General features: G+C 43.1%; 11 protein-coding genes. 10 read left to right on the top strand and 1 reads right to left on the bottom strand.

All coding sequences use genetic code 11. The features are described from left to right. The first annotated feature begins 1 nt into the window (after position 1). The 3 genes from WC676_05350 (at position 2) to ppk2 (ending at position 4140) form a co-directional block, all read left to right on the top strand. Positions 2-2239 carry a DEAD/DEAH box helicase family protein gene (locus tag WC676_05350; GenBank protein ID MFA5060034.1) on the top strand — a complete coding sequence of 746 codons (2238 nt, stop codon included), beginning with the start codon at positions 2-4 and terminating at the stop codon, positions 2237-2239. Between the two features lie 4 nt (positions 2240-2243). After that, complete coding sequence (locus tag WC676_05355) at positions 2244-3218, top strand: Shedu immune nuclease family protein (protein MFA5060035.1); 975 nt, start codon at positions 2244-2246, stop codon at positions 3216-3218. 112 nt (positions 3219-3330) lie between these two features. Beyond that, the gene (gene ppk2, locus WC676_05360; protein MFA5060036.1) at positions 3331-4140 is read left to right on the top strand and encodes a polyphosphate kinase 2; all 810 of its coding nucleotides are present in this window, start codon (positions 3331-3333) and stop codon (positions 4138-4140) included. Positions 4141-4232: 92 nt separating this feature from the next. On the opposite strand, the gene WC676_05365 is transcribed toward ppk2, so the two are convergent. Beyond that, positions 4233-4805, bottom strand: a complete 573-nt coding sequence (locus WC676_05365) for a hypothetical protein (protein MFA5060037.1) — start codon at positions 4803-4805, stop codon at positions 4233-4235. Between the two features lie 179 nt (positions 4806-4984). On the opposite strand from WC676_05365, the gene WC676_05370 reads away from it, so the two are divergent. From WC676_05370 to WC676_05400, 7 genes are all read left to right on the top strand, one after another. Then, complete coding sequence (locus tag WC676_05370; GenBank protein MFA5060038.1) at positions 4985-6601, top strand: ATP-binding cassette domain-containing protein; 1617 nt, start codon at positions 4985-4987, stop codon at positions 6599-6601. Further along, positions 6601-6834 carry a hypothetical protein gene (locus tag WC676_05375; GenBank protein ID MFA5060039.1) on the top strand — a complete coding sequence of 78 codons (234 nt, stop codon included), beginning with the start codon at positions 6601-6603 and terminating at the stop codon, positions 6832-6834. The genes WC676_05370 and WC676_05375 overlap by 1 nt, the downstream gene beginning before the upstream one ends. A 46-nt stretch (positions 6835-6880) precedes the next feature. Continuing rightward, on the top strand, positions 6881-8800 hold the full coding sequence (locus tag WC676_05380; protein MFA5060040.1) for an ATP-binding cassette domain-containing protein: 1920 nt from the start codon (positions 6881-6883) through the stop codon (positions 8798-8800). 63 nt (positions 8801-8863) lie between these two features. Beyond that, positions 8864-9382, top strand: coding sequence for a paraquat-inducible protein A (locus WC676_05385; GenBank protein MFA5060041.1), 519 nt, complete (start codon positions 8864-8866; stop codon positions 9380-9382). Then, the gene (locus WC676_05390) at positions 9372-10931 is read left to right on the top strand and encodes an SDR family oxidoreductase (protein MFA5060042.1); all 1560 of its coding nucleotides are present in this window, start codon (positions 9372-9374) and stop codon (positions 10929-10931) included. The genes WC676_05385 and WC676_05390 overlap by 11 nt, the downstream gene beginning before the upstream one ends. Positions 10932-11194: 263 nt before the next feature. Beyond that, the gene (locus tag WC676_05395; GenBank protein ID MFA5060043.1) at positions 11195-11395 is read left to right on the top strand and encodes a cold-shock protein; all 201 of its coding nucleotides are present in this window, start codon (positions 11195-11197) and stop codon (positions 11393-11395) included. A gap of 233 nt (positions 11396-11628) precedes the next feature. Next, positions 11629-12891: a CDC27 family protein gene (locus WC676_05400; protein MFA5060044.1), complete on the top strand. Its 1263-nt coding sequence runs from the start codon at positions 11629-11631 to the stop codon at positions 12889-12891. The last annotated feature ends 35 nt before the right edge of the window (positions 12892-12926 follow it).

A 12926-nucleotide genomic window follows, 5' to 3' on the forward strand; every position in this document is an offset into this window, starting at 1 on the left:
TATGATATTCGAATTTAAAGATTACCAAGAAAATGCTGTTGTAAAGTTGAAGCGAGAAATCAATGAGCTTTTGGACTCGGATGAGAGCAAAATTTGTATTTTTAAAGCGCCTACAGGATCTGGTAAAACGCTGATGATGGCAGAATTCTTAAAGCGCTTAGTCGACTCTCGCGCAGATGGTAAGAAATTCTCGTTTGCATGGATTGCTGTAAATAAATTGCATGACCAGAGCCGAAATAATCTTCGGAAATATTACGATGAAAACGGTGTAGGTATAAAATGCTCGTATTTTGAAGATTTGGATGATCGTAAAATTGGCGAAAACGAGATTTTATTTCTGAACTGGGCAAGTATCAATAAAAAAGACAATTTGTATGTTCGCGCAAATGAACGAGATAACAATTTGACAAGTATTGTCGCTCGAACGAAAGATGAGGGCAGAATAATTTTTCTCATCATTGATGAAAGCCATCACACAGCGAATAGTGAAAAATCAAAGGAACTGATACAAGATATTGGACCCAAAATTACGATTGAAGTTTCAGCTACTCCACAACTAAATAACGCAAGCAGAATTGTTGAAGTGGAACTTAAAGACGTAAAAGATGAAGAGATGATCAAGAAAGAAATTGTCATTAACCCTGGTTTTGAACATTACATCATTGATAAGAAGAAAAGTGACAAAACTGCAGATGAGCTTGTGCTAGAGACTGCGTTAAAAAAGCAGATTGAATTACAGAAGAAGCTTGAGATTGAAGGATCGGGTATTAATCCACTTTTGCTCATTCAATTACCGGATGCAGTGCAGGGTGTATCGGATAAAAAAGACGAGATTGTTACTTTACTCAAGAAATTTGGCTATACAACAGAAAACGGTCGACTCGCGATTTATCTTTCTGATAAAGACAACAAGGTAAACCTTACGAATATAGAGAAGAATGAGAACGAGGTTGAGGTGATGATATTCAAGCAAGCGATTGCGCTTGGCTGGGATTGTCCGCGCGCTTCAATTTTGGTTTTGTTTAGACAATGGCGCGAGGAAAACATTACTTTCTCTATCCAAACGCTTGGACGCATTATGCGTATGCCAGAGCAGAAACATTACGCCGATCAAGATTTGAACGTTGGCTATGTGTTCACGAGTTTACAGGACATCAATGTCGCCAAAGATTTATCGCGCGATTACATTACAACCTTTACTGGGTTTAGAATTAAGAATTACAAAAATCTTGATTTACTGGCCTATCACTCAAAGCGTTTCCGTGAGGAAACTCGCCTTTCCTCTGATTTTACGCCTCTTTTCGTCGAGGCAGGAAAGAAGCTGAAACTCAAAGAAAAGTTTTCATTCAAACATAGTATTTTAAAAACAAGTTTAATCGCGAGTGGTCGTGTTGTTGACAGTGATAAGGAAACAAAGGGCATAGATAGAAAAGGAACGCTTGATATTCCCAAGAATGAAGTTGAGTTGCAAAATGCGTTTGATATGTTTGCGCGAAACAATCTCGCACCATTCGCGCCAGAGCAACGATCAATTGGTCGTATAAAAAGTTCAATCTATTCACTTTTTGAAGCGTCGCGAAACGAAGACGAATGGCCAAAGATTCAAGCCGCTGTTCTTGCGGAGGAAAACCGCCAAATTATGATTGATACCATCAATTTTGCAAAAGAAATGTATCAAGAAGAAGTTGGAAAAGGTAAAAATGAGCTAGTGAAGAATGAGGAGCCCTGGAATGTTCCGAAAGTAATAAACTACACTCTTTCTTTTGCAAAGAAAGATTATAAAAAGTCGGTGATGCTTCCATATTACACAAGGAAGTCCGGTGGAGGCACAGCGAATATGTTTGAAGAAGATAGTAACCTTGAAGTTGATTTCATAGAATATTTGGAAAAATCAAAAGAAGTGGAGTGGTGGTTTAAAAATGGGAAAAGTGATGCGACGTATTTCGCCGTACCGCATATGGAGCATGGGGCTGAAAAGCCATTTTATGTTGATTTTATTGTAATGCAAAAAGATGGTCGCATTGGTTTATTTGATACAAAAGGCGGGCTGACTGCAGAAACGGCAAAATCACGCGCCGAGGGATTGGCAAAATATATCACTGAACAAAATAAAAACGGTAAAAAATTATATGGCGGAATTGTGCTGAAAGAAAGGAATAGCTGGCGCTATCGTGATGGTTTGAAATACGAATACAATCCAAGCAATCTCAAAGATTGGAAATTTTTGGATTTGAATTGAAAATATGACAACGATTAGAAAAACTGAAGGTGGGATAGAATACTTATTTGGATTGCTAAAAGAAAAAGCAAAAACTGTTACTCGTGCTGCTTTTTGGAAAATCCCACATAAAAACTCACAACAAGAGGATATTTGCCTAAAAATTGGCAGATATAACAAGAATGGCTTCGCGCCTGAAACACTTGAAAATACAAATCCAAAAAGTGAACTTACTTTGGATAATGAGGAATTTCAGAAATTACTTGAGTTTTTATCGGATAACTACGAACCCTTTAAAAAGGGAGTAAAAGAGTATATCCCAATTGATGAGAAATTTGACCATCAAAAGGTTAAACATTTAAGGGCAATTTTTGCGGATCCAGACAAACAGAAAGTTTTGGATTTTATTGCAAAGAACAATATCTTGCCAGAAGACATGATTGCGGGATTGCAACATCAGGCAAGAATGGGGGCGGTTAGAGAATTTGAAAATATGCTTGACCAAAATTTGCTTGAGCAGAAATGGCAGGAATGGCTAAAGCGAAATGACTGGGTTCTTGGAAGTGAATTTGTGAAGATTTTAGAAGAACGAGAAATAGATACCGCAAATATCGCAGATTATTTAATGCAAGCGTATGATGGTTTTCTTGATATTGTTGAAATTAAGCGGCCCGAAGGGAACTTGCAATTTTGGGCCAATGGGCAGGATCATGGGAACTATGTGCCATCAGCCGACTTAACAAAAGCTGTTACACAAGCGACGAAATATATTTATGAAGTGGAACGTGAAGCAAACAGTGTGAAATTCTTAGAACGAGTCGCTAATGTAAAAACAATAAAACCGCGTTGTATATTGATTTTCGGTAGATCAAGCGACTGGAACAATGAGCAAAGAGAAGCATTTCGAATTTTAAATTCTAGCTATCATAATTTAACGATAATGACCTATGACCATGTTTTAAGTCGAGCCAAGCGGATTTTAGAAATTGATGAAAAATAATTTAAACCGTTTCTAAATAATTATTGTTGTTAAAAAAATAGCGTGCCAGGCACAAAGCGGGGACAGGGTTGCCCCTACTGATTTGAGAATAATCAACGAGGAAGGATATCCAATGAAAAGCGGCAAAGATAAAGACAAGCAGGAAAAGAAACTTGGCAAAAAACTTTACGAACGCGAACTTAAAAAACTACAAATAGAGCTGGTAAAACTCCAAGAGTGGATCAAGCGCAAAAACTTAAGAGCGATCGTTCTCTTTGAGGGCCGCGATGCCGCCGGCAAGGGCGGGGTTATCAAGCGTATTACTCAGCGTACCAGCCCGCGCATTTGCCGGGTGGTGGCTTTGAGCGTTCCGACAGAAAAAGAAAAAACCCAGTGGTATTTTCAGCGTTATATCGCCCATCTTCCGTCGGCCGGAGAAGTGGTTTTATTCGACCGCACCTGGTATAATCGCGCCGGGGTAGAACGGGTGATGGGGTTTTGTACCGATGAGGAATATAAGGAATTTTTACGCTCGGTTCCGGAATTTGAACGGATGCTCATCCGCTCCGGCATTATCCTCATCAAATATTGGTTTTCGGTAAGCGACGAGGTTCAGGAAAAACGGTTTCAAAAGAGGCTGCAAGATCCCCGACGGCGCTGGAAGCTAAGCCCCATGGATTTGGACGCCCGCACCAGATGGGTGGAATATTCCAAAGCCAAGGATACCATGTTTGAGTGCGCCGACACAAAAGAGTCGCCCTGGTATGTGGTCAATGCCGACAATAAACGCCGCGCACGGCGTAAGTGGATTCATCATCTTTTAAGCAAGATGTCCTACAAAGACCTAACACCTAAACCCATCAAGCTGCCGCCGCGCCAAAAAGATAAGGGCTATGTGCGCCCACCGCTTACGAAACAACATTTTGTGCCGGAAGTGTATTGAAATAGCGCTTACCCCTGCTGATTTGTTTTCAAAAGCAAAACAAATCAAAACGTAGGGGCTGCTTATTTCCTGCGGAAATAAGCAGGGGTTGATTATTTTCCGCGGGAATTTGTATCGAAAGAGTTTTGAATGTCGTTTCCGACATCATCGATTGTATCATCTTCGTCTTGGGGCGCAATGACCCGAATAACCGTTCTTGCCCTGACTTCGGCCTCTGTGCCGGCAATATTCAAGGGAAGTGTTGCTTTGACAAAATACGGACCCGGATCGACCGGAGATAAAGGCCCTGCGGGATTTCCATACGGAGGAACAGATAAGACCATGCTTCCATAGGCTACAGAAGCGCGACTTTTGGAATAGGCGCCGTCATTGGAGGGGTGATTGGTCCCGTTGACTTCGCTGTGATGGTTACGCGTGCGGCCGTACACGTCGGTTGCCAGATCAAACCTTACAGTGATAACATTGTTGTCTGCGCCGCCAACAGCCACGTATCCGTCCGATTCATTATTGATCTCAATTTGATAGTAGATCGTCTCACCCGGCGCGTAAACGGCTTTGTCTGTTTTGATCTCAACGCTGACCGGTTCTTCGATGGCATAGCTCAAAGCGCTTAACCCGACCACAAACGATAATGCTGTTAACATGACCAATGATCTTTTTTTCATGCAAGGATCTCCTTTTGGGATTAAATTTTAGTATCCACAATATAGCATACCGAACGGCCATTAGCAAACTTGGGGGATTTTTAATGTTCTTCTGATAACTAATCTGGTTTTTTCTCCTCGATTGTGGTACACTCCTTTTTCGCTATAAGACGCTAAAAATTAAATAAGGTGGATTTAATATGATCTCAGTCAGTAATGTTTCTTTGCAATATGGCCAGCGCAAGCTTTTCTCCGGCGCGAATATTTTGTTCACAGCGGGGAATTGTTATGGGCTTATTGGCGCCAACGGTTCCGGAAAATCCACCTTCCTTAAGATCCTTTCCGGCGAAGTGGACACAACCTCCGGAGAAGTTTCCGTGACGCCGGGCAAGCGTATTTCGGTTTTAAAACAAGACCAATTTGCTTTTGATGAATTTTCGGTCCTCACCACCGTTATTATGGGCCACAAAAAGCTTTACGATATTATCGCTGAAAAAGACGCGCTTTACGCCAAGCCGGATTTTTCCGATGCTGATGGGATGCGCATGGCGGACTTAGACCACGAATTTTCCGCGCTGGACGGCTGGAACGCCGAATCGGAAGCCGCTAAACTCTTAAATAGTCTCGGCATCGGCGAAGAGCTTTGCCAGCTTTCCATGAAACAGCTAAAGGCCGGACAAAAAGTGCGTGTTCTTTTAGCGCAAGCCTTATTCGGCAATCCGGATATTTTACTGTTAGACGAACCCACCAATCACTTAGACATCAATACCTGTATGTGGCTGGAAGAATTTTTGTGTGATTTTGAAAATGTGGCCATCGTCGTTTCTCACGACCGCCATTTTTTAGATAAGGTTTGCACGCATATTGCCGATATTGATTTTGGAAAGATACAACTTTATCCGGGTAATTATACATTTTGGCAGGAATCAAGCCAATTGGCGCTTCGTCAGCGCAGTGAGGACAATCGAAAAACAGAAGAAAAGCGCAAAGAATTGCAAGATTTTATCGCGCGTTTTAGCGCCAATGCTTCAAAATCCAGGCAAGCCACCAGCCGAAAAAAGATCTTAGAAAAACTCACCATTGAAGAAATTCGCCCCTCCTCACGCAAATATCCGTATTTAGGTTTTGAGCCCGAGCGCGAAGCCGGCAATGATCTTTTAACCATCAAAGATCTTTCTAAGTCTTTAGACGGACAAGTGATGTTTGAGAAGCTCAATATCACCATTGAAAAAGGCGATAAAGTGGCTTTTGTGGGGCCAAACGATCTGGCGCGCACCATGCTTTTTCAAATCTTAACCGATGAATTAAAGCCGGACGAGGGAAGTTTTAAATGGGGATTTTCTACGCGGCGTGCGTATTTTCCCAAAGATAATGTTAAATATTTTCAAAGTGAGCTGAATATCATTGATTGGCTTCGTCAATTTTCGGATAATAAGGATGAAAATTTCGTGCGCGGATTTTTAGGGCGCATGTTGTTTTCGGGCGAAGAAACATTTAAACCCGTGAACGTTCTCTCCGGAGGGGAAAAGGTGCGCTGTATGTTGGCGCGCGCCATGCTTATAAAACCCAATGTTCTTATTTTAGACGAACCCACCAATCATTTGGATCTGGAATCTTTAACCGCGCTAAACCGGGGATTACAAAAATTCAACGGAACCATTCTTTTTTCTTCGCATGACCATCAACTGGTGCAAACCGTCGCCAATCGCATTATCGAAATTACGCCCAAAGGTTACGTGGATATGATCGCCACTACCTTTGATGAATATTTGGCGGACGAACGCACCAAAGAACGTTTGAAGGAATTTTATTTATAATGGAAGACGAGCTTAAACCCCAGCCGTTAGACGCCTTGATGATCCGTTTAAAATTATCCAATCACGATCTGGTGGCGGCATCCACCGAACAGCTGACGCATAAAATGGTGGCGAAGGGAAGAAAAGGAAAAAAACTTACCCCCAATGTTCAGCGCAAGATCCTTTTAAGCCTGCAAACACTTTTCCCGGAAGAAAAGCTTAATCTAAAAAAAGTTTTTGAATTTTCAGAATAAACTCTTTTCCTTTGAGATTTTTTCATAAGGATACGATCGTTCACTTATGGCACTTATTAGCTTACAGGAAATATCGCTCGCTTTCGGCGGGCCAAAGATCTTCGAGAATTTAAGCTTTCAGCTTGAAGTGGGCGAACGCGTCGCTTTGCTGGGCCGTAATGGGACAGGCAAAACCACTTTAATGAAGGTGATCGCCGGCCAAGTGAGCATTGATATCGGCCAAGTTGTTCGGCAACAAGGAATTGAAATAACGCATTTACCGCAAGAGATCCCATCGGATATTAAGGGAACCGTTTTTGATATTGTCGCCTCCGGCTTAGGCAAGCGCGGCGAACTGCTTAAAGATTATTATCACGTCAGCCATCGCTTGCACGCCGAACACACTCCCGAACTGATGAAACAGCTCGACCGTTTGCAAGGCGAGCTTGACCGCACCCAAAGCTGGGACACCAACAACAAGGTTGATGAAGTCATTTCGCATATGAAGCTTGATCCGGAAAGTGATTTTTCCGAGCTTTCCGGCGGACAGAAGCGCCGAACGCTTTTGGCGCGCGCGCTGGTTATTGAGCCCGATATTTTACTTTTAGACGAACCGACCAATCATTTAGACATTGATTCCATTGATTGGTTGGAAGAATTCTTAAAAAAGTTCAAAGGGACATTGTTATTTGTGACGCACGACCGGATGTTCATGCGCCATTTGGCGACGCGTATCGTTGAGCTTGACCGGGGAAGTATTTTTAGCTGGGAATGTGATTATGAAACATTTTTAACCAGAAAACAGCTGGCTTTAGAAAATGAAGCGGCGCAGCGTTTTGAATTTGATAAAAGATTAGCGGAAGAAGAAGTGTGGATCCGTCAGGGCGTTAAAGCCCGTCGGGTGCGCAATGAAGGCCGGGTGAAAGCTCTGGAGCGTATGCGCGAAGAGAAAAAAGCTCAGCGCCAGCAAATAGGCTTAGTGAAGATGAAGGCGCAAGAGGCCGAACGCTCGGGGCATTTGGTCGCCAAAATTTCTAATTTAGGTTTTAGTTATCCCGGAAAATGTCTCATCAAAGATTTTTCCACGCAAATCATGCGCGGGGATAAAATTGGAGTGATCGGCGCCAATGGTTCCGGCAAAACAACATTACTGCGTTTGCTTTTAGGAAAAATGACGCCGGAAAAAGGCAAAGTACGCCTGGGAACAAATTTAGAAGTTGCTTATTATGATCAGTTGCGCGAACAATTAGACGAAGAAAAAACCGTTTGCGAAAATGTGACCGGCGGCGGAGATATGATCGAGATCAACGGCAAGCCTCGGCATATCATGGGATATTTGGCGGATTTTCTTTTTTCTCCTGAACGGGCGCGAACACCTGTTAAGGTGCTTTCGGGCGGGGAACGCAATCGGCTTTTTCTGGCAAGACTTTTTACCAAGCCGTCGAATGTTCTGGTGATGGATGAGCCTACCAATGATCTGGATATGGAAACGCTGGAGCTTTTAGAAGAACTTCTTTCGGAATATTCCGGCACGCTTCTTTTGGTGAGCCATGACCGGGCTTTTTTAAATAATGTGGTGACAGGTACATTCGTTTTGGAAGGCGACGGCGCGGTGAATGAATACGTCGGCGGATATGATGATTGGCTCGCGCAGAGAAAGCCCGTTGCTGATACAGAAAAGAAAGATGTGGGCGCCCCTGAAGAAAAAATCGTTAGGGCGCCCCAACCCTCCCAAGCCTATAACGGCCCCAGAAAACTTTCTTATAAGGAAGAGCGTGAGCTTGCCGCACTTCCGGTAAAAATTGAGAAATTGGAAGCCGAGCAAGATAAACTTTATACGCTTTTATCGGATCCCAATTTTTTTCAAAAAGATCCCGCGCAATTTGCCAAAACGAAATCCAGATTAGAAGAAGTAGAAGACGAGCTTTTAGCCGCTTTTGAACGTTGGGAAGTCTTAGAAGGCTCTTCAGACGAGCAAACGGCGTAGCATTTTTTGTTTTGCGCTGGACAAAACGGAGTTCAGGGGTGATAATCTGTTGGGTAAAATCTTATGAAAAATAATCAGAAAAAATCTTTGCAGGAGATGTTTCCTCGGCGATTCGATATCCCGGTCCTGATCATTTTTTGCGCCGGGCTATTTTGCGCCGGGCTTTCTTTGCCGCTTTTAGAGGTTAAGAATTTTATTTTCTGGAAAGACGAATATTCGGTCATGTCGGGCGTGGTCGGGTTGTTCCATGACAGAGAATATTTCCTATCTTTTGTTATTTTTGCATTTTCGATCATATTTCCGGTCATAAAATTATCTACTCTTTGGATCCTTTGGAAAGTGCGTTTTAGCGCGGAAAAGCGCCAAAAAGTATTATTTTGGTTGGAACAATTAGGCAAATGGTCCATGCTGGACGTATTTGTGGTGGCGATCATGATCGTGGCGGTCAAGTTGGGGCCGCTGACAAATATTCGCCCGCGACTAGGTGTTTACGTATTTGCCGCCGCTATTTTAGCGGCGATGCTAACGACGAAGTGGATCGAGAAATTTGCCGCGCGCGTGGCGAACAAAAATGATCAATAAACCCGCAAAAACCTTAGAACCGAAATTCTCTGAACAAGAGATGGACGATTGCATCGCGCTTTTGAATGCCTTCATTGAAGACAGCGAGCAATTATTCTTGATCAGCAAAGAACAGCGCATTGCCCTTGTTACCGCCGCCGGAAAACTTTCCCGCCCGGATAAGCTTGAGATCATTAAACGTCAGCGCGACCGCAAAAGAATTCAAAAACAAAAGATCATCAATTATGAAAAGAAAGTGCGCGCCGCAACCGGTATTCGCAGCGCCCGAGAGGCGGCTGTTTTTAGCGCTCCGGCGCTGATCGCGCATGAGGATTCTTTAAAGCAGGAAAGGCCTGAGCTTTTAACGCCGCGCGATTGTTATATTTGCAAGGCTCCTTTTACCCGCGTTCATTTCTTTTATGATTCTATGTGTCCGAAATGTGCCGAATTCAATTATCAAAAACGTTTCCAAATGGCGTCATTGGAAGGGCAAACTGCGCTTATTACCGGATCGCGGTTAAAGATAGGTTATCAGGCGACTTTAATGATGCTTCGCGCCGGAGCCAGGGTTATTGCCACCACGCGTTTTCCGGTTGATTCAGCGCTGCGATTTTCTCGTGAAGAAGATTTTAAAAAATGGGGCGGGCGGCTTCATATTTATGGATTAGATCTACGGCATACGCCTAGTGTTGAGATCTTCTGTAATTTTATCGAACAGCAATATGACCGCTTGGATATTTTGATCAATAATGCGGCGCAAACCGTGCGTCGTCCACCGGGTTTTTACGCGCATTTATTAGAGAATGAAGCTAAAAGCTTTGAAACGTTGCCGCCTGAGGTTCAGGCGCTTTTGCGTCCCTTTGAACAGTGCAAGCAAAAGCTTTCGGATGCGACGGGTCAAAATCAATTAGCGGCGAGCGCGAACTTGCCGGTCGCCTGGAACGCAAAAGCGCCGGGCTTAGGGCTTTTTGCGTCGGCTAAGTTATCTCAAGTTCCGTATTCGCACGATCATAGCTTATCGGCCGAAAAAGTTTTTCCGAAGGGCAAACTGGATGCCGATCTTCAACAAGTGGATTTGCGCGAAGTCAATAGCTGGCGGCTTCGTTTGGGCGATATTCCTACCGCCGAGATGATCGAAATCCAATTGGTCAATGCGATCGCGCCTTTTGTGTTATGCAATCGTCTTTCTAAAATGATGAAGCGGGACAATACGGGTAAAAAACATATTGTGAATGTTTCGGCGATGGAAGGGAAGTTTTTGCGTTTTGTAAAGACCGATCGCCATCCGCATACCAATATGGCCAAGGCGGCGCTCAATATGCTAACGCATACATCCGCTAGCGACTTGGCTAAAAGCGGGATTTTTATGAATTCGGTTGATACCGGATGGGTCACCGATGAAGATCCCATCGCGCTTTCTTTGCGCAAACAAGATGTGCATGATTTTCAACCCCCCTTGGATATTGTCGACGGTGCCGCGCGGGTTTGCGATCCGTTCTTTGACGGGATCATCACCGGCAAACATTGGAACGGGCAATTCCTCAAAGATTATTTCCCCATTGATTGGTAAAAAGCGGCTGCCTTGCGGAACAATAATAAATAATTATTTACATTGACAAAGTTATATTCGTCGTCTATAGTTACGTTGCAGTAAATAGTGGAAAAGATTCTGAAGACCGTAAGGAACAGGATTAACTGCCTTACGGTTTTTGTTTCTGCAGTATGTTGTCTTCGAAGTTTAAGAGAACCAGTGCTTTGTAAACCTTGATAAGGTCACAGAAGTTAGCATTGCCAATATTTACTCAATTCTAGTGAAAGGAGGACAGTAAATACATGGCACAAGGTAAAGTAAAATGGTTCAATGACCAAAAAGGTTTTGGATTTATTACTCCCGAAAACGGCAACGATGTATTTGTTCACCACAGCGCTATTCAAGGCGATGGTTACAAATCATTAGCCGAAGGTCAGGCGGTTTCTTTTGATATCACCACCGGCCCTAAAGGAGAACAAGCTCAAAACGTTGTTAAATTGTAATTGAACAACAAGTAAAAAGGCCCGATGACCGCTAAGGTCATCGGGCCTTTTTATTTTCCAGCCGTTTTAAATATTAATCTAAATTATCAAAATTCATCTTGATTTTAAAATGGGTGGGGAGTAAAGTAAGACAAGTGATTTGGTTAAGTCCCGAGTTGAAGGGGGAACCCGGACTCTAAAAAAGTAAAACCTTCGTTCAATAAAATTTATTCGAACGGAGGATTTTTTATTTTATGAATATGACCCAACTCTTAGCCCTTAGTCTTAGCATTTTCCTCGCTTCAGCTTCTTTCTCTTTCGCTCTCCAGGCAGCACCGGATCAGGAAAAATATCAAAAAGACATGGTCAATGTGTTCGATGGTAATTTTTCTGCCGCACAAGAAGTGCGCGATGACATTCGGGCTATTGAAGAAGCCATTGACGAAAGCCCGGGAGACCCGTCTCTTTATTATGAGCTTGCACTCATTTATGGCAGTGTAAAGAACTATTCCAAGACCATAGAATTTCTTAAAAAGACTATTGCCTATTCGTCGGACGATCAAAAGCTGCTTATTGCTCTTCACTGCATTTTGGCCAAGCAGTATATGTGGATAAAGGATTTTAATAAAGCCAGAGAAGCGATCGATAAGATCCGAGGGCATGACCCTGAGAATTTATTTGTTTACACAGTGGATACGGAATATTTTATTCTTAAGAAAGACTGGGTTAAAGCAGCCAAGAAGCTAAAAGAAGCAGAAGGGGCCTGTGCGGCCGAAAATATCGATTGCTATTGGGATGCCTGGAACTTTTGCTTGAAGAAAGTAAAGAGCAAAAAAGATATTATCGAACTTTTTCGGCTCGGGGTTGAAGAAAATCCAAACTCTGCCAAGGCGCATAGGGCGTATGCGGCGGCTTTAAGGGGGAGCTTTGAGACGATCCAGGAGGATTTCCCGATCGTTATGCAGGAACTTCAAAAAGCGTACGAACTCGATCCCAAATATGTTCCGACGATGTTAATGATCGCCAATACGCATATGTTCCTGGGGATCTCTTCAAAAGATAAAAGCCATTTTAAGGATGCTCTTTCATGGTTCAGTAAAGCGCGAAGCGCGGATCCTAAAAATTTGCGTTCACTTTATGCCTTAGGCTATTTTTATTATTTGACGGGCGATAATCTAAAAGCGATCAAAAAACTGGAATATTTGCTCAAGAAAAATCCCGACGATGAAGACGTGACAGAGATCTTGGCGTACTCTTATAATAACCAAGCATTTCACGCACATTATGAAACTGGAAAAAACTTATCCCGGGGCCTTAGGCTTATTGAGAAGGCGATCAAGTTGCTTCCTTATAGCGCGGTGATCCTCAGCACGAAAGCCGAGCTTCTCTATAAAATGGGAAAGCTTTCGGAAGCTAAGAAGGTGATCAATCAAGCTGCGGTTTTTGCGCCGAGCCATCCCTCTGTCAAAAAGGACATTTTTGTGATTGAAGAAGCGCTTAAAAGTCGCGGACAATAACGCTGGGAAAATTTATTTTGACTGCTATAATAGGC

It is taken from the genome of Candidatus Omnitrophota bacterium (genome assembly GCA_041649175.1).
GTDB lineage: Bacteria > Omnitrophota > Gorgyraeia > Zapsychrales > JBAZNR01 > JBAZNR01.

Excerpts from the sequence above, each read along its gene's own strand:
- WC676_05365 (MFA5060037.1), bottom strand. The coding sequence starts at position 4,805 with ATGAAAAAAAGATCATTGGTCATGTTAACAGCATTATCGTTTGTGGTC.
- WC676_05385 (MFA5060041.1), top strand. The coding sequence starts at position 8,864 with ATGAAAAATAATCAGAAAAAATCTTTGCAGGAGATGTTTCCTCGGCGA.
- WC676_05350 (MFA5060034.1), top strand. The coding sequence starts at position 2 with ATGATATTCGAATTTAAAGATTACCAAGAAAATGCTGTTGTAAAGTTG.
- WC676_05370 (MFA5060038.1), top strand. The coding sequence starts at position 4,985 with ATGATCTCAGTCAGTAATGTTTCTTTGCAATATGGCCAGCGCAAGCTT.
- WC676_05375 (MFA5060039.1), top strand. The coding sequence starts at position 6,601 with ATGGAAGACGAGCTTAAACCCCAGCCGTTAGACGCCTTGATGATCCGT.
- WC676_05390 (MFA5060042.1), top strand. The coding sequence starts at position 9,372 with ATGATCAATAAACCCGCAAAAACCTTAGAACCGAAATTCTCTGAACAA.
- WC676_05355 (MFA5060035.1), top strand. The coding sequence starts at position 2,244 with ATGACAACGATTAGAAAAACTGAAGGTGGGATAGAATACTTATTTGGA.
- WC676_05380 (MFA5060040.1), top strand. The coding sequence starts at position 6,881 with ATGGCACTTATTAGCTTACAGGAAATATCGCTCGCTTTCGGCGGGCCA.
- ppk2 (MFA5060036.1), top strand. The coding sequence starts at position 3,331 with ATGAAAAGCGGCAAAGATAAAGACAAGCAGGAAAAGAAACTTGGCAAA.
- WC676_05395 (MFA5060043.1), top strand. The coding sequence starts at position 11,195 with ATGGCACAAGGTAAAGTAAAATGGTTCAATGACCAAAAAGGTTTTGGA.
- WC676_05400 (MFA5060044.1), top strand. The coding sequence starts at position 11,629 with ATGAATATGACCCAACTCTTAGCCCTTAGTCTTAGCATTTTCCTCGCT.